The organism is Mycolicibacterium arcueilense (assembly GCF_058536225.1).
In genome coordinates, this window is the sequence record NZ_JBZTYL010000002.1 from 61,471 (window position 1) to 77,771 (window position 16,301).

14 protein-coding genes are annotated in these 16,301 nt (G+C 65.8%); 6 read left to right on the plus strand and 8 right to left on the minus strand.

What is annotated here, in order from left to right; translation table 11 throughout:
* Nucleotides 1-89 precede the first annotated feature (89 nt).
* Nucleotides 90-1,502, minus strand: a complete 1,413-nt coding sequence (locus AC4LGL_RS00360) for an aminotransferase-like domain-containing protein (protein ID WP_491837104.1) — start codon at nucleotides 1,500-1,502, stop codon at nucleotides 90-92.
* On the opposite strand from AC4LGL_RS00360, the gene AC4LGL_RS00365 reads away from it, so the two are divergent.
* Nucleotides 1,501-2,409, plus strand: coding sequence for a DMT family transporter (locus AC4LGL_RS00365; RefSeq protein ID WP_491837105.1), 909 nt, complete (start codon nucleotides 1,501-1,503; stop codon nucleotides 2,407-2,409). The genes AC4LGL_RS00360 and AC4LGL_RS00365 overlap by 2 nt on opposite strands.
* A 61-nt stretch (nucleotides 2,410-2,470) precedes the next feature.
* Here the strand turns inward: AC4LGL_RS00365 and AC4LGL_RS00370 are convergent, their stop codons facing one another.
* The gene (locus AC4LGL_RS00370; RefSeq protein ID WP_491837106.1) at nucleotides 2,471-2,947 is read right to left on the minus strand and encodes a hypothetical protein; all 477 of its coding nucleotides are present in this window, start codon (nucleotides 2,945-2,947) and stop codon (nucleotides 2,471-2,473) included.
* 115 nt (nucleotides 2,948-3,062) lie between these two features.
* Nucleotides 3,063-3,821, minus strand: coding sequence for an isocitrate lyase/PEP mutase family protein (locus AC4LGL_RS00375; protein ID WP_491837107.1), 759 nt, complete (start codon nucleotides 3,819-3,821; stop codon nucleotides 3,063-3,065).
* 211 nt (nucleotides 3,822-4,032) lie between these two features.
* On the opposite strand from AC4LGL_RS00375, the gene AC4LGL_RS00380 reads away from it, so the two are divergent.
* The 5 genes from AC4LGL_RS00380 (at nucleotide 4,033) to AC4LGL_RS00400 (ending at nucleotide 8,207) form a co-directional block, all read left to right on the plus strand.
* Nucleotides 4,033-4,329, plus strand: a complete 297-nt coding sequence (locus tag AC4LGL_RS00380; RefSeq protein ID WP_055119715.1) for an Rv0250c family protein — start codon at nucleotides 4,033-4,035, stop codon at nucleotides 4,327-4,329.
* A gap of 50 nt (nucleotides 4,330-4,379) precedes the next feature.
* Nucleotides 4,380-5,210 (plus strand): succinate dehydrogenase subunit SdhC, encoded by an 831-nt coding sequence (sdhC, locus tag AC4LGL_RS00385; protein ID WP_491837108.1) that lies wholly within the window; start codon nucleotides 4,380-4,382, stop codon nucleotides 5,208-5,210.
* Nucleotides 5,211-5,243: 33 nt separating this feature from the next.
* Nucleotides 5,244-7,166: a fumarate reductase/succinate dehydrogenase flavoprotein subunit gene (locus AC4LGL_RS00390; RefSeq protein WP_491837109.1), complete on the plus strand. Its 1,923-nt coding sequence runs from the start codon at nucleotides 5,244-5,246 to the stop codon at nucleotides 7,164-7,166.
* A gap of 2 nt (nucleotides 7,167-7,168) precedes the next feature.
* Nucleotides 7,169-7,918, plus strand: coding sequence for a succinate dehydrogenase/fumarate reductase iron-sulfur subunit (locus AC4LGL_RS00395; protein WP_055119709.1), 750 nt, complete (start codon nucleotides 7,169-7,171; stop codon nucleotides 7,916-7,918).
* Nucleotides 7,919-8,045: 127 nt separating this feature from the next.
* Nucleotides 8,046-8,207, plus strand: coding sequence for a hypothetical protein (locus AC4LGL_RS00400; RefSeq protein WP_110762097.1), 162 nt, complete (start codon nucleotides 8,046-8,048; stop codon nucleotides 8,205-8,207).
* Nucleotides 8,208-8,229: 22 nt separating this feature from the next.
* Here AC4LGL_RS00400 and AC4LGL_RS00405 read toward each other — a convergent pair whose 3' ends face one another.
* From AC4LGL_RS00405 to AC4LGL_RS00425, 5 genes are all read right to left on the minus strand, one after another.
* Entirely contained in the window at nucleotides 8,230-8,715 is a 486-nt protein-coding gene (locus AC4LGL_RS00405) for a flavin reductase family protein (protein WP_276126276.1), read from the minus strand.
* 122 nt (nucleotides 8,716-8,837) lie between these two features.
* On the minus strand, nucleotides 8,838-10,169 hold the full coding sequence (locus AC4LGL_RS00410) for a cytochrome P450 (RefSeq protein WP_491837110.1): 1,332 nt from the start codon (nucleotides 10,167-10,169) through the stop codon (nucleotides 8,838-8,840).
* A gap of 110 nt (nucleotides 10,170-10,279) precedes the next feature.
* Complete coding sequence (locus AC4LGL_RS00415) at nucleotides 10,280-12,046, minus strand: AMP-binding protein (protein WP_491837111.1); 1,767 nt, start codon at nucleotides 12,044-12,046, stop codon at nucleotides 10,280-10,282.
* Nucleotides 12,047-12,093: 47 nt separating this feature from the next.
* The gene (gene pe / locus AC4LGL_RS00420) at nucleotides 12,094-13,224 is read right to left on the minus strand and encodes an acyltransferase PE (RefSeq protein ID WP_491837112.1); all 1,131 of its coding nucleotides are present in this window, start codon (nucleotides 13,222-13,224) and stop codon (nucleotides 12,094-12,096) included.
* Nucleotides 13,225-13,293: 69 nt separating this feature from the next.
* Entirely contained in the window at nucleotides 13,294-16,287 is a 2,994-nt protein-coding gene (locus AC4LGL_RS00425) for an MMPL/RND family transporter (RefSeq protein WP_491837113.1), read from the minus strand.
* Between the last annotated feature and the right edge of the window lie 14 nt (nucleotides 16,288-16,301).

Below are 16,301 nucleotides of genomic sequence, written 5' to 3' on the forward strand. Positions count from 1 at the left end.
TGCCGAAATGTCGCGCTGTGTGAATCGCCCGTCACGGTGTGCTCACGGCCCGCGCGCCGCAGATGTGAGATTGCCGGGTGGTGTGCCCGTCAGCCCGCTTGGCGCTCCAGCGCCCGGCCGATGACCCGGGCCGCCTCGTCAAAACGCTGCGGATCCGGCCCGGAATAGTTGAGTCGCAGGTAAGGCCCGGACGGCTCGGCGGGAAACCACTCATTGCCCGCCGCGACCAGCACCGACTCGGTCTCACACTCACGCACCAGGCGCTGCAGGTTGATCGCATCGGGCAGGCGCAGCCACAGGTGCAGCCCACCGCGGGGCACCTGCTCCAACTGCGCGCCGGGTGCGTGCTCGGTCAGCGCGGCAATCAACTGGTCACGTCGGGCCCGCAGTTGCCGACGCACGTCGCGCAAGTGGGTTCCCCAGGCCGGCTGGGTCACCACATCCAGCGCGGCGGCCTGCAACAGCCCACTGACATACATCGACTCCGCTCCGCGATCGGCGAGAATCCGGTCGCGCGCAGGACCTCTGGCCACCATCGCGGCCACCCGGACCGACGGCGACACACTCTTGGTCAGCGACCTCAGATAGATGACGTGGCCCGCGTCGTCGGAGGCCGCCACCGGCCGGGACGTGCTGTCGATACCGAAATCGTGGGCCCAGTCGTCCTCGACCAGGAAAGCGCCGTGACTGCGCACCACCTCGAGTACCTCGCCGGCCAGGTCCGGATCCCATTGCGCACCGGTCGGATTGGCGAAGTTGGGCTGAGCGTAGAACACCCGGGCGCCGCTCTCGGCGAACGCGCGCGAAAGTTCCTCGGGGTCAGGGCCTCTCGGCCCGCTCGGCACCGGCACCAACCGCACACCGCTCTGGGCCGCTGCCAGAATGGCGCCCCAGTAACTGGGCGACTCGATCAACATCGGCTGCCCGAATCCGACCAGGGCGCGAAAGATGGAGCTCAGGCCACTCTGACTGCCGGGCAACACGATCACCTCACGTGCGGTCGGCGCGGTCACGCCGGCCCCGAACGACTCGGCCAATTCCTGGGCGAACCAGGCCTGCAGATCGGAGCGGCCGGGGGCAGGCGCCGGGCTCAGCGCAGCGTCCCCGCGGGCCGCCCGGGCGAATGCGGTGCGAACCAACCGCTGCGGAAGCAGTTCGTGAACGGGATAGCCGGAGTGCAACGCGATCAGGTCGGGGGCGACGCTCCGCAGCGGAGTCGACAGCGCCGGGATCCGCGCTTGCGGGGATCCCAGGGCGGCCGTCTGCCATCCGTAGTCGGGAAGGCGCGCGCTGCGCACCGCGCGCACGAACGTCCCGACGCCCGGTCGGCTCTCCACCAGGCCCTGGCTGCGCAGCGTGCGCATGGCCTTGGCCACCGTCACCGGGCTGGCCGCGTACTTCGCCACCAGAGTGCGGTTGGACGGTAGCTGCGCGCCCGGCGGCGCGGTGGCGACCCACTTTCGCAGACCGGACACGATGCGGTCAGTGCTATCGTTATCCATGTTGAAACAGAGTAGCGCTACTCAGAAGAGTTCGTCAGCGCTATCCCGCCCTGGGTTGTGGTGGGGATTGTTGGGCGTGACGGCTTTCTCGTTCACCATCGTGTTCACCAAGGTCGCCATCGACGGACTGTCTCCCCTGTTCATCGGCGCCGGGCGAGCCGTCGTCGCCGCCGCCATCGCGGTCGCCGCCCTCACCCTGACCCGACAGGCACTGCCCGGGGGCCGGCAGTGGGCGCGGCTGGCCGTGGTGGCCGCCGGGGTCGTGGCCGGGTTTCCGCTACTGACGTCCTATGCGCTCACGATCGTCCCTGCCAGCCACGGCGCCATCGTGGTGGCGCTGCTTCCGGCCGCCACCGCAGTGTGCGCGGTGCTGCGCGGACACGAGCGTCCGCCGGTCACCTTCTGGGTGTTGGCCGCCGCCGGGGCGCTGGCGGCGGTGGTGTTCGCCATGGTGCACGGCGCGGGCCTCGGCCATCTGAGCTGGCCGGACCTGCTGCTGTTCGGCGCGGTGATCGCCGCGGCGATCGGCTACGCCGAGGGTGGTTTGCTGGCCAGGGAACTGGGCGCGTGGCAGACCGTGTCGTGGGCCCTCGTGGTTGCCGCGCCGGTGATGCTGGCCTTGACGACGCTGGCGGTGGTGCAGGAACCGCCGCATGCGACGACGGTGCAGTGGGCGGCGTTCGGCTACCTCGCCGCCGTCAGCATGTACCTGGGCTTCTTCGCCTGGTACCGCGGCCTGGCCATCGGACCCATGACACAGGTGAGCCAGGTGCAGCTGATCCAACCGGTTCTCACCCTCGGCTGGGCCGCCCTGCTACTGCACGAACGGCTGACCTGGTCGACGGTGCTCGGCGGCGCGGTGGTCATCGGATGTGCGGCGCTGGCCGTCCGCGTCCGCCTGCGGTGATTCGTCCGACTGACGCCGAAAGCCGGTGGAATCTCTTGGATTCCACCGGCTTTCGCATGAGTCAGATGTTTACCGGGAAGTCCGAGCTGTAGACGTCACCGCGAATGCGTCCCGGTGGCGGCGGCCCCTCGACAACCACCCAGGCCTGCGTGGCATCCGCAGCCAACTGGCCGGCGACCGTCACGGTCGCTGTCCCACTCGCATCGGTGTGCAGCGTTGCGCCCGCCACACCGGGATCCCCGACGTTGCACGTCGCCACCGACGGCCGCGGCAGTTGGATGAGCCTGACCCGGTAGTCGGTGTCGGGCGTGGCCGACTGCAGCGACACCTCGGCACCCACGTGCGAGCCGTCGGCGCCGATGCTGGCCCGGCCGGAGCCGGTGCCCGAGCCCATCCCGCCGAGAAACAACGCCTTCGTGAAATCGCACCCCCGGATGGAGTTCGACAACGGCACCGTCGTCGCTGCCCCGGCTGGTGCCGCACCGATCCCACTGAGCACCAGCCCACCGGCCGCAGCCAGTGTCATCACACTTCTCATGCGCCAACCCATCGCCGCATCCCGCCTGCTCGACGTATCAGTGCGTCATTATTGGCACAGATCGCACATCGAGAAGCGGCAGTTCGCGCAAAAAGCCCGGTCGGCCGCGAACGGGCTAGCGCCAGCGGCCCAGCACGTCCTTGGCCCGCGCACTCAGCACGGCCTGCAGGAACGGCCCGAAGGTAATCCGCCCCACTCCGATCTCCGCCAACGCCGCGAGGTCGGCCGAGTCCGCCGGAACCGTCACGCTGACGGGCAGTGGCACGGCAGAAACGAAGCGCCCCAGCCCTTCCGGGTCGGCCAGGCCGGCCGGGAACAGCGAATCGGCGCCGGCAGCCGCCGCCTCGGACAGGCGTGCGATCCCCCGATCGACCCGATCGGCGGCGTCCCCGTCCTTGCGCAGGAACAGGTCCGTGCGCGCATTGATCACGACGTGCACACCCGCGGCGTCGGCGGCGGCGCGCAACTGCCCGACCAACTCGGCATGCTCGGCCGGACTGCGTAGCCGCTTGTCCTCCTTGTGCACGGTGTCCTCAAGGTTGAAGCCGACCGCGCCGACGTCGAGCAGGCCTTCGATCAGCCGCTCCGGCCGCTCGCCGTAGCCGGATTCGATGTCCACCGACACCGGCACATCCACCGCCTCGGTGATCTGCCGTACCCGGGTCAGCACGTCGTCGAATGACATTCCCTCGCCATCGACCTTGCCGATGGACTCGGCCAGTGGGTGGCTGCCCACCGTGAGTGCGGAAAACCCCTCGCCGACCGCCAACCGGGCCGACCAGGCGTCCCAGACCGTGGGCAGCACAACGGGGTTGCCGGGCCGGTGCAGCGCCAGCAGCGCCGCAGCCCGGTCCTGCAACGTGGTCTCACTCATACGTCCTCCAGATACTCAGATGTGCTGCTCAGATGTCCTCCAACCGGCCGCGAAGCCGGCGAAACCAACACTACGACCTGGGTTCCCAGAGCTCATCCGGTGCGCCGACCGTCGAGCGAGTCGACGTGATGCGCATCACGTCCCGATCGTGATGTGGCTAGCATTGGTTGTCGTACTGTGAGCCCCGACACCTTCAGCCCGAGGAGGTCACTTGTCCACCACCACTGAGTTCTCCGAACTGCACAACCTGATCGGCGACATGCGTCGTTGCGTCACCACGTTGGCGGCGAAGTACGGGGATTCCCCCGCCATGCGCCGCGTCGTGAACGACGCCGAGCGGATCCTCAACGACATCGAGCGGTTGGACATCGACGCCGAAGAGTTGGAGATGCGTCACGGCGTGACTCGCCAAAAACAAGGCCGCGAAAAGATCGGCATCCCCGACACCCAATACGGAAGCGAGTTCTGGCAGGACGTCGCCGACGAGGGTCTCGGCGGATACCGCTGAGCACGCGGGCGCCTGCGCCCGTCGCACAACTGAACTGAAGAAAGGGAACCGTGAGCGCACCCACTGCTGACCGTCGCGCGACCGGGGTCTTCTCGTCAACACGAGCGCAGATCCCCGAGCGCACTCTCCGAACCGATCGGTGGTGGCAGTCGCCCCTGGTCGTCGATCTCGGCTTCGCCGCCTTCGTCGTCTATGCGACTGTGCGCGCTTTCCTACAGAGCAATTACTACGTACCGCAGTACAACTATCTGACGCCGTTCTACTCACCGTGCGTCAGCCAGGGCTGCACCCCCGAGGCCAGCCACTTCTGGCCGCAGGTCCTCCCCGACGTGTGGTGGCTGCCCTACGCGGCCTTCTCACTGCCGTTCCTGCTGCTGTTCCGCCTGACCTGCTACTACTACCGCGGCGCGTACTACCGCTCGGTCTGGCAGTCCCCCACCGCATGCGCGGTCGCCGAGCCGCACGCGAAGTACACGGGCGAGAGCCGGCTGCCGCTGATCATCCAGAACACCCACCGGTACTTCTTCTACATCGCCGGCATCATCTCGCTGATCAACTCCTATGACGCGATCGTCGCGTTCCACTCGGACAAGACCGCCAGCGGCTTCGGCTTCGGACTCGGCAACCTCGTCCTGCTGGGCAACGTCATCATGCTGTGGGTCTACACACTGTCCTGCCATTCGTGCCGCCACGTCGCGGGCGGACGCCTCAAGCACTTCTCCAAACACCCTGTGCGGTACTGGATGTGGACGCAGATCAGCAGGCTCAACGTCCGCCACAAGCAGTACGCGTGGATCACGCTGGGCACTCTGATGCTGACGGACTTCTACATCATGCTGGTAGCCAGTGGCACCATCTCTGACCTGAGATTCATTGGTTAGCAACCGTTTACACAAATTAGGGATAAAGACTGCATGACATCGGAATTGGAACGGCACTCCTACGACGTAGTCGTGATCGGTGCCGGTGGGGCTGGACTGCGCGCCGTGATCGAGGCACGCGAACGCGGCCTGCGCGTGGCGGTGGTGACCAAGTCGCTGTTCGGCAAGGCCCACACCGTGATGGCCGAGGGCGGGTGCGCCGCGGCGATGCGCAACGTCAACACCAAGGACTCCTGGCAGGTCCACTTCGGTGACACCATGCGCGGCGGCAAGTTCCTGAACAACTGGCGGATGGCCGAGCTGCACGCGCAGGAAGCCCCGGACCGGGTGTGGGAGCTGGAAACCTATGGCGCGCTGTTCGACCGGACCAAGGACGGCCGGATCAGTCAGCGCAACTTCGGCGGGCACACCTACCCTCGGCTGGCCCACGTCGGCGACCGCACCGGCCTCGAGATCATCCGCACCCTGCAGCAGAAGATCGTCTCGCTGCAGCAGGAGGACAAGGCCGAGCTCGGCGACTACGAAGCCCGGATCAAGGTCTTCCACGAGTGCTCGATCACCGAGCTGATCTTGGAAGATTCAGGCGGCGCAAAGAGAATCGCGGGAGCCTTCGGGTACTACCGCGAGACCGGCAACTTCGTCCTGTTCGAGGCGCCCGCGATCGTGCTGGCCACCGGCGGTATCGGCAAGTCGTTCAAGGTGTCGTCGAACTCCTGGGAGTACACCGGTGACGGCCACGCCCTGGCGCTGCGCGCCGGGTCCGGTCTGATCAACATGGAGTTCATCCAGTTCCACCCGACCGGGATGGTCTGGCCGCTGTCGGTCAAGGGCATCCTGGTCACCGAAGGTGTCCGCGGTGACGGCGGGGTGCTGAAGAACTCCGAGGGCAAGCGGTTCATGTTCGACTACATCCCCTCGGTGTTCAAGGGCCAGTACGCCGAGACGGAGGAAGAAGCCGACCAGTGGCTCAAGGACAACGACTCCGCGCGGCGCACCCCTGATCTGCTCCCTCGCGACGAGGTGGCCCGCGCCATCAACTCCGAGGTCAAGGCGGGCCGCGGTTCGCCGCACGGTGGTGTCTATCTCGACATCGCGTCGCGCATGCCCACCGAGGAGATCAAGCGGCGGCTGCCCTCGATGTACCACCAGTTCATGGAACTGGCCGAAGTCGACATCACCAAGGACGAGATGGAAGTCGGCCCGACCTGTCACTACGTGATGGGCGGTATCGAGGTGGATCCGGACACCGGAGGCGCCGCCACCCTCGGGCTGTTCGCAGCGGGCGAGTGCTCGGGCGGTATGCACGGCTCGAATCGCCTTGGCGGCAATTCACTTTCAGATCTGCTGGTGTTCGGTCGACGCGCCGGCCTCGGTGCAGCCGACTATGTGCAGGCGTTGCCGGAGCGGCCCAAGGTGTCGGAGGCCGCACTCATCGAGGCCACCGAACTCGCGTTGTCGCCGTTCGAAACTCACACGAACCCGGAGAATCCGTACACGCTGCACGCCGAACTGCAGCAGTGCATGAACGACCTGGTCGGCATCATCCGCAAGGCCGAAGAGATCGAGGAGGCGCTGACCAAGCTGGCCGAGCTGCGCACCCGCGTGCACAACGTCAGCGTCGAGGGCGGTCGCGTCTTCAACCCGGGCTGGCACCTGGCCATCGACATGCGCAACATGCTGCTGGTCAGCGAGTGCGTCGCCAAGGCCGCGCTGACCCGCACCGAAAGCCGCGGCGGACACACCCGCGACGACCATCCGGAGATGGACGCCAACTGGCGCAACACCCTGCTGGTGTGCCGTGCGTCCGGCGAGGATCAGGTGGTGCCGGACGTGACCGTGACGCCCGAGGCGCAGCTGCCCATGCGGGAAGACCTGCTGGCGACGTTCGAACTGTCCGAACTCGAAAAGTATTACACCGAGCAAGAACTGGCCGAGCACCCCGATAGGAAGGGCTGAGCATGAGTGCGTATGACGCGAACCTGCGGGTGTGGCGCGGCGACGAGACCGGAGGCGAGCTACACGACTACACCGTCGAGGTGAACGACGGTGAGGTGGTGTTGGATATCATCCACCGGCTGCAGGCCACCCAGGCCGGTGACCTGGCGGTGCGGTGGAACTGCAAGGCAGGCAAGTGCGGATCGTGCTCGGCGGAGATCAACGGCCGCCCGCGGCTGATGTGCATGACGCGGATGTCGACCTTCGACCCCGACGAAACCGTCACTGTGACGCCGATGCGGACGTTCCCGGTGATGCGCGACCTGGTGACCGACGTTTCCTTCAACTACGAGAAGGCCCGCCAGATCCCCTCGTTCACCCCGCCGAAGGACCTGCAGCCCGGCGAGTACCGGATGCAGCAAGAGGACGTCGAGCGCAGCCAGGAATTCCGCAAGTGCATCGAGTGCTTCCTGTGCCAAAACGTGTGCCACGTCGTGCGTGATCACGAGGAGAACAAAGAGGCGTTCGCCGGCCCGCGGTTCCACATGCGGATCGCGGAGTTGGACATGCACCCGCTCGACGTCATGGACCGCAAGGACATGGCTCAGGACGACTTCGGCCTCGGCTACTGCAACATCACCAAGTGCTGCACCGAGGTATGCCCGGAGAACATCAAGATCACCGACAACGCGCTGATCCCGATGAAGGAACGGGTCGCCGACCGCAAGTACGACCCGATTGTGTGGTTGGGCAACAAGCTGTTTAGGCGCTAGCTTCTTCCGCCGAGTGTGCGTTCAGATCGCGATCCGAAGCGGGTACGCGATCTGAGCGCACACTCGGCGTTTGGTCGGCGGCGTAGGCTCGTGACAAAGCAGCCAATCACCGTCGAAAGGCAGCTCCATGAGCATGGGACAGACTCACAGCGTCAACGAGATCCGGACCGCGATCCGCGAACTGTCGGTCAGGGCCGACCTGGCCCGGAAAGAGGGCCGTCCGGACGATGCCGGCGAGATCGAACAGCGCATCGCCAAATACCGCGACGAACTGGCCGCACGTCCCTGAGACGGGGCTAAAGCCCCTTACGTCAGGCGCCGAGCTTGCGGAACGTGCTGCGGTGGAACACGATCGGCGCGACATCGGCGTTGACGGTGATGTCGCTGACCCGCAGCACCACGATGGTGTGATCGCCGGCCTCGACCAACTGCTCGATGGCGCTCTCCAGCCACACGCTGGTTCCGTGGATGAACACGGCGCCGGATTCGCGTGACTCGGTCTCCAGCCCGGCGAACCGGTCCCCGGTCTTGGCGGCCAGGGTGCGGGCCGCTTCGTCGTGGGCTTCGCCCAGCACGCTGATCCCCAGCGACGGGAGATCCTTGAGCTTGGGCCAGGTGGTCGAAGAGTTCTGCACGCAGAACGACACCAGCGGCGGATCGAGCGACACCGGCACGAACGTGCTGGCCGCCAAGCCGACCAGAGTGCCCTCTACCTCGGCAGCGATCGCGATGACACCGGACGGAAAGTGGCCGAACGCCTCACGCAGAGACGTCGGGCTCAGTTCTGTTGCACTCATAACACCTCCATCTTCACACAGCGCCCTTCGACCCTGATCCGCCCGTCCGTAGCCATCATCGTCGCGACGGGCACCGGTGGCCAGGTCCGCGATCGCACTGATCGGAACCCGCCTGTCACCCCTCAGCCGGGCAGTCCATCGTGGTCGGCACTATGACCCACTTCCCCGACCGGGGTCCGGCGATGGAGGACGATGCGGCCGCCGCGTCCGGGGACATGGGCGATCCCGCGGAAGCGCGGCTTCTCATCAGCGGCGGTATCGGTCTGGATCCGGAAATCACGCAGCACGGTCCGTAGCACGACATCGATTTCGACCATCGCGAAATCCGCTGCGGGGCAACGGCGTACGCCGCCACCGAACGCCAGCCATTCCGGCGCCGTCGGCCTGATGCCGAGGAATCGACGTGGCTCGAATCGTTCTGGGTGCGGGAAGTTTTCGGGATCCTCGTGTAGATCGGCGACGCGCACAAGCACATTGCGGTCCTGCGGTATCCGCCACTCACCCAGGCTGAAGTACGGTGCCCGCACCCGGCGACCGACCACATCGACGACGGTGCGGGTACGCAGCAGTTCGACGATCGTGGCCCGCCGGACCTCGCTGCCGCCCGCGTCGATCTCCCGGACCAGCTCGGCCAACACGCTCGGGTGGCGCCGCAACCGCTCGAACGCCCAGGCCAGCGCCGCTGCGGTGGTTTCCTGGCCGGCACCGATGAACGCCAGCAGTTCATCGCAGATGTCCCGCCGCGACATCCTGGTCCCATCGTCGTGCCGGCTGCGCAGTAAAACGGCCAGGACGTCATCCCGATCGCCGAGTCCCGGATCGGCTTCAGCCCGATCGATCAGCGTGGTGACGATCCGGTCGTAGTCTCGCCGGTAGTTGTTCAACCGGCCCCACCGGATCCAACGTCCGGTCCGAGATGCCGTGAAGAGCGGGATGACCTCGCGCAGCCTTTCCGCCTCGGATCCATCCGCCCCGTCCGGACCGAAGATGGCACGCAGGATCATGTTCAACGTGATTCGCTCCATCGGCTCGAGCGTCCGGAATTCCTTGCCCTCAGGCCAATTCGCGCATTCCTGCAACGTCTCGTCCTCAATCAGCTTCTCGTGGTCCTTGAGGCAGTGCCGGTGAAACGCCGACGCGATCAAGCGACGCCGATCGCGATGCTCATCGCCGTCGAGCGCAAAGATCGAGCCGGGCCCGAACAGGCTGCCGAGGTTCGGCCGCACGTTGACCAACTGTTCGGCACTCGCCGTGCACACCGAGCGCACCAGGGCGGGGTCGGACACCACCACGAATCGCCCGAAGACGGGTGCGCTGATCTCGAAGATATGTCCGTGCCGCTTGATCCAGTGCCGCATCGCCGTGCGGCGAAACGCAACGAAACCCACCTTCTGCACGAGGCTCGGTGAGCGGACCTGCGGCGGGGGCGCCCCAGCGACGACCCGATCGGTCATACGGTCCCCCAAGCTGTGATGTTCCCTGGAAATCTCCAGAGATCATCACTCGCCTGCGGCGCGACGGATCAAGTACCGGACTACTGCAATCTCGCGCAGCGGGTGCGCGCTCAGGCGTCCAACCGGGCGAATTCGTCCTGTCGATACTGTTCCACACAGGCGGCGCGGCGGATCTTGCCGCTCGTCGTGGTGGGTATCGACCCCGGGGGGACCAGAACGAGATCCCCGACGTTCAGGCCATGCGCGTTGGATATCGCGGAGGTGACATCGCTCTTGATCTCGGTGAGCCAATGCCCGGCCTCCACCGGGGACTCGCCGCGCTTCTTCAGCTCGATGACGGTGACCAGCTTCTCGGTGCTGTTCACCGGAACCGAGATGGCCGCCACCCGGCCGCCGGTGATCTGCTGGACCGTCGCCTCGATGTCCTCGGGGTAGTGGTTGCGCCCGCGAATGATCAGCAGATCCTTGATGCGACCGACGATGAAAAGCTCTCCGCCGGAGACGAAGCCCAGGTCACCGGTTTTCAGCCATGGTGCGTGGACCGTGCCCGGAGACGGGTCGACCAGCGTGGCGCCGAAACACTGCTGCTCCTCCGGTGGCCTGCTCCAGTAGCCGGCCGCGACGTTGTCGCCGTGCACCCAGATCTCGCCGACTGCGTCCGGCGGGCATTCCTGGTTGGTGTCGACGTCGACGACCCGCACCATCGGAGACTGCGGAAGTTTGTACTGCACCAGCGCGGTGCCGGCTCTGGCCGCGCAGCGCTTGGCGCGGCCGGCTGCCAATTCGTCGACATCGAAATACACGTCGTCCGCCGACTCGGACCATGAGCCGGTGGCCACGAAGACGGTGGCCTCCGCCATCCCGTACGACGGCCGCAGCATGTGGTCGGCGAAGTTGAAGTGAGCGAACCGGTCGGCGAAGCGCTCCAAAGTGGCCGGCTCCACGCGCTCGGCGCCATTGATGATGCCCACCACCCCGCCGAGATCGAGCCCGGCGAGGTCAGCGTCCTTGGTCTTGCGCGCAGCGAGGTCGAAGGCGAAATTGGGTGCGGCCGAGAAGGCAGAAGGATTCTCGGCCAGCGCACGGATCCAGCGGGACGGCTTCTCCAGGAACGCAACCGGGCTGGTCAACGCGGCGCGATAGCCGCTCAGGATGGGTGCGCAAACACCCAGTACCAGTCCCATGTCGTGATAGAAGGGCAACCACGACACGATCGTGGCGTTCGCCATCGATTTACGGTCGCCATCCGTGAAGAAGCACCGCATCAACTGCTCGAAATTCGCCTGCAGGTTGCGGTGCGAGATCATCACCCCGGTCGGCAGTCGGGTGGAACCCGAGCTGTACTGCAGATACGCCGTCTCCGGGTAATCCGAAGTGTCGAAGCTCGGCGCGTCCGATCCGTCCTGAACATCGACGTCCAGGGACTCGATCTGAAGGATCTTCGGAGCGGTGTCCAGACGTGACTGATCCACGTAATCGCCGACATCCTGCGCGACCGCGGAGGTCGTGAGAACCACCGAAGGCGCCGTATCGACGAAGACCGCACTCACCCGGTCGTGATTCGAGCCGCGATGGGGCAACGGAAGCGGAACCGCGATCAACCCGGCCTGCATGGAACCGAGGAAAGCCAGGATGTACTCCAGGCCCTGCGGAGCGAGGATCACCGCCCGGTCGCCAACCGATCCGTTCAGGCGGATCTGTCGTGCGACATTCATCGTCCGGCGGGACAACTGCGACCACGTCACGGTCTCGGCCACCCCGGCCGGGTCGTCGGTGTAATCGGTGAACGTGAAAGCCACGTCGTCCGGACGCAGGCTGGCACGTCCGTGCAGCATCGAGAGAATGGTTGATTGGGGCGAAGGCGTCGTCAGCGTCATTTCACGTCCGTACTCACTCGTCGAATTCGTCGGCTCGGGCGCCGCTGTCAATGTCCGCCGGACAACAGGGACAAGGCACCGTTGGCGATCTCCGACATGGGATCGGTGCCGCCGCCGAACGTCGCGTCGTTGGCCGGTGCGGTGACCTCCGCGGGGTCGAAGCCGTTCACCGGGTCCACGGTGACCGGCGCGGTAGCCGGATCATCATTGCGCGAATAACCCGCGTCGACCCGCGGCTTCAATATCGCGTCCAGCTGATTCAGCGTGCCCTGGTCATATCCGAGGTACTTGAAGGGCAACACCAGGGGCAGGTGCTCTTCGGGCACCATATATGTCGTCGTCGTCGCGCCCTTGGAGTTGACCGTCGTCCTGATGTTCTGCGGCGGAACATTGCTCGGATTGGTGAAGGCGATCGCGGTGTGACCGGTGGCCAGACCGGCGACTGCGTTGATGACGCTCATCCAGTTGTCGGGCCGGTCCGGCCAGTCGGCGATGCTGTCGTAGGCCGAGATGAACTGGTCGGTGTGGTACTGGCTCTCCACAGGCTCCGGGATGCGGTAGTCCATGAACGGTACGACGCTGCCGACGGGAAAGTTCTGAGTCAGGAAGCTCTCGCCGAAGGGAGACTTGGCGATCGGGTCTCCGAATGTCGCGAAGCTCAGTTGGTCCGGCGGCGGGGCGGTCGGATCGTTGGCCAGCCGCGCCTTCACAGCGTTGAGCACCAGCGCGCCCTCGGACAGCCCCATCGCTCTTCCCTTGCCGCCCTTGCGGATGGCGGCGTCGAGGTTGCCTTCACCCTCGTCGACCGACTCGCCGATGCTGGGACCGTCGAGACCGAGGCCCGGGTAGATCTGCTCGCCGATCGGGCCGATCCCGGGGAAGAGACGCTCCAGGGTGTGGCCCTGAACCTGCCCTGCCGGGTAGTCGACCTTCACCCGCTTCATCCCGGGGAACCACTGCTCACCCGTCATGCGGATGTACTCGTCGTACGGGATACCGAGAACGTGAGCCCCGCCCAGGGCGTACGCGGTCCCGGGGTCTGCCGGCGCCGGGGGCGGCGCACCACCGTTCGATACGCCGGGGGCGGCAGTGTCATCGGCAGCCGCCGATCCGACGCCGAAACACCCTGTGACACCGGCAGTTACCAGCACCGTCAGTCCTGCGAGTAGCTTCTTCATCTCTGCACCTGCCCGCTTTGCTTCGTTTCGAGTTTTCCATACATCACGTATGCGCGCTTCCCGCCGTGGTCACGCGCTGGTCGCCGGTGTGCGTAGCGATTTCTGATCGCTCATTCGTGACGGCCACCAGTTGGCCTTGCCGAGGAGCGCAGCGATGGCAGGCACCGTGATGGTGCGCACCACGAAGGTGTCCAGCAAGATGCCGACTCCGATCACGAAGCCGCCCTGCACCACCATGCCGATGCTGGAGAACATCAGACCGGCAACCGAGGCGGCGAAGATCAGGCCCGCTGCGGTGATCACCCCTCCGGTCGAACTCAGTGTGCGGATGATGCCGTACCGAATGCTGTGCGGAGACTCGTCCCGCATTCGCGACACCAGGAGCATGTTGTAGTCGGCTCCGACCGCGACCAGCACAACGAAGGCCAATGGCGGCACGCTCCAATGCAATTGCTGGCCGAGTAGCGATTGGAACACCACGACACTGATCCCCAGTGCGGCGAGGTAGGAGATCACCACCGACGCCACGAGGTAGATCGGCGCGACGAGCGAACGCAGCAACAACATCAGGATCAGCATCACGACGACGAGGGTGCCGATGATGATGAACCGGATGTCCTGCTGGTAGTAGTCACGCGTATCCCGCAGGCCGGCGGGGAAACCACCCATCGATATCGAGGCGTCGGCCAACGTGGTGTTGGGCTGCGCGCCCCGGGCGATGTTCTGGATCTCGTTGACCTGGTCCATGGCCTCGGGACTGAACGGGTTGAGCTTCGTCTGCACCAGATACCGCACCGACTTGCCGTCCGGCGAGACGTACGCAGCGGAGGCCTTCTTGAACTCGTCCATGTTCAGCACCTCGGGCGGGATGTTGAACCCCGCCTGCGCCGGATCCGCGGCGTCGTTGCGCATCGTCAGCAGAAATGCCGAAGCCTGGTCCAACCCGGCCGAGATCACCTTGACCTGCTTGACGAGTTCGTCCACGCCACCGGCCACTTCGCGACTTCCACCGGCCAGGCGGTTGGCACCGCTCTGCAAGTCCTTCAGGCCCGACTGCGGACCGCCGGGCTTGTTCATCCCCATGGCATTGGCCGCCTTGGTGACGCTGGCCAGCGCCGCGTTCAGCTTCTTGACCGTGGCGTTGAGGGTCTGTCCACCGCCGACGCCGTTGAGCTGGTGGGCGAGATCGTTGATGTTGTCGAGGCTTCCGTCATGGTTGGCGTCCATGAGCCGTTGCATCTGAAGGCGGCTGTCACTGCACGAGGGGTTGGCATCGCAGACTGCATTGCCGTTCAACGCCGTCAGCACCGGTCCGATCCAGGCGAACATGTTCTTGACGGCGGAGAAGTTGTAACCCATGGAGTTGGACAACGCGTTGATGCTGTCGACCAGCTTGGCCGCGGTGTCGACGTCCTTCACCAGCTTGTCGCCACCGTATTCCGTGCGCACGGAGGAGACCGCGTCGACCGCGCTCTGCAGACTGGGCGCGATCTGATTGATCTGGGCGCGCACCTGGGCGAGGCTGTCGGCCAACGTGTCGGCCCCGGCCGTCAGCCGGTTGAGGTCACTCGAACGCTGATCGATCTGGGTGGAACCGTCGGCCAGCCGGTCGCCGACGATGCCGGCCTGGAAGGTCGCCCGGAATTCCGCGGGTACCTCCCCCAGTGGCCGGGTGATGCCGCTGACCAGGCCGACATCCGGCAGCTGGGCGACACGTGACGCCAGCTGCTCCAGGTCCGCCAGACCACGCGGTGAGCGCAGGTCGTGCGGTGACTGGATGAGGATGTATTCGGGAATGGACTGGGCGATGGGGAAATGGCGTTCCACCGCGGCGTATCCGATCGAACTCGGCGCCGACGCCGCCACCACCTTGCGATCGTCGTAGTTGTAGCGGGCGAAGATCGCGGCGCCGGCCAGCAGCGCCAACACCACAAGGCTGGCGACGAGATGCGGAACCGGCCGACGAACGATGCGGATGCCCGAACGCCGCCAGAACCGGGCGGTCAGCTCGCGCCGGGGTTTGACCCAGCCGCGGGGCCCGACCAGAGCCAGGATGGCCGGCAACAGGGTCATTCCCGCCAGATACGCCACACCGATACCGATCGCGGCCGACACCCCGACCGTTTTGAACACACCCATTTTCGTGAAGCTCAGCAGCAGGAACGTCAGCCCTACCGTCGCGGCAGATGCCGAGATCACCTTCCCGATCGACATCATCGCGGCCCGCACGGCCTGGTCGAAATCGTTGTCCGATCGCAGATAGTCGTGATAGCGGCTGATCAGGAAGACCGCATAATCGGTGCCGGCACCGGCCATGATCGCACTCAGAAATACGACGGACTGATTCGAGACACCCGCGCCGGTCAATTGGGAAAAGCCCGCCACCAGTGCCTGCGCGATGAGCAGGGACGACCCGATCGTGATCAACGGCAGCAGCATCGTGACAGCGCTGCGGTAGACCAACAACAACACGGCCAGGACCAGTACGGCGATCGCGATCTCGATCGGGAGCCGATCCTTCTCCCCCGCCACGGTGAGATCGGCTGCCGTGGCCGCCGGACCGGTGAGGTGCACGGCCAGCGGGCTGCCTGCCGTGCTGAGTCTGACGACTTCGGAAACCCGGTTGAACGAGTCCATCGCCCGCGGTGTGCCCAGCTCACCCACCAGGCCCACCGGAAGCACCCAGGTGGTCTTGTCCTTGCTGGTCAGGAACTGTCGCAGCTGTGGGGTACCGATGAAATCCTGAACGCTCTCGACATCTGTCACGTCGTCGTGCAGCGCGTCCACCAGCTTGCGGTAGGTCGCCTCGTCCGAGGAATTCAGCCCGTTCTCGTTGATCAGGGCCACCAACAAGAGATCGTTGTTGCCCGATTCGTGGAACGCCTCGGTCATCTTCTTGGCGGCGACGCTCGACGGCGCATCGTTGGGCAGGATTGCCAGCGGGTGCTTCTCGGCCATCGCGCCGAGGGAGGGGAATGTTAGCGGTAGCGCGATCAGCAATGCGGCCCAGGCCCCGATCACTGCCCAGGGCCACCGCACCACGAAATCGGCTAACCGTCGCATGTTGCCCTCACCTT

What these genes read in the sequence shown, in the direction of transcription:
- AC4LGL_RS00365 (WP_491837105.1), top strand. Translation starts at nt 1,501, where the DNA reads ATGTTGAAACAGAGTAGCGCTACTCAGAAGAGTTCGTCAGCGCTATCC.
- AC4LGL_RS00360 (WP_491837104.1), bottom strand. Translation starts at nt 1,502, where the DNA reads ATGGATAACGATAGCACTGACCGCATCGTGTCCGGTCTGCGAAAGTGG.
- AC4LGL_RS00370 (WP_491837106.1), bottom strand. Translation starts at nt 2,947, where the DNA reads ATGAGAAGTGTGATGACACTGGCTGCGGCCGGTGGGCTGGTGCTCAGT.
- AC4LGL_RS00375 (WP_491837107.1), bottom strand. Translation starts at nt 3,821, where the DNA reads ATGAGTGAGACCACGTTGCAGGACCGGGCTGCGGCGCTGCTGGCGCTG.
- AC4LGL_RS00390 (WP_491837109.1), top strand. Translation starts at nt 5,244, where the DNA reads ATGACATCGGAATTGGAACGGCACTCCTACGACGTAGTCGTGATCGGT.
- AC4LGL_RS00395 (WP_055119709.1), top strand. Translation starts at nt 7,169, where the DNA reads ATGAGTGCGTATGACGCGAACCTGCGGGTGTGGCGCGGCGACGAGACC.
- AC4LGL_RS00400 (WP_110762097.1), top strand. Translation starts at nt 8,046, where the DNA reads ATGAGCATGGGACAGACTCACAGCGTCAACGAGATCCGGACCGCGATC.
- AC4LGL_RS00405 (WP_276126276.1), bottom strand. Translation starts at nt 8,715, where the DNA reads ATGAGTGCAACAGAACTGAGCCCGACGTCTCTGCGTGAGGCGTTCGGC.
- AC4LGL_RS00410 (WP_491837110.1), bottom strand. Translation starts at nt 10,169, where the DNA reads ATGACCGATCGGGTCGTCGCTGGGGCGCCCCCGCCGCAGGTCCGCTCA.
- AC4LGL_RS00415 (WP_491837111.1), bottom strand. Translation starts at nt 12,046, where the DNA reads ATGACGCTGACGACGCCTTCGCCCCAATCAACCATTCTCTCGATGCTG.
- pe (WP_491837112.1), bottom strand. Translation starts at nt 13,224, where the DNA reads ATGAAGAAGCTACTCGCAGGACTGACGGTGCTGGTAACTGCCGGTGTC.
- AC4LGL_RS00425 (WP_491837113.1), bottom strand. Translation starts at nt 16,287, where the DNA reads ATGCGACGGTTAGCCGATTTCGTGGTGCGGTGGCCCTGGGCAGTGATC.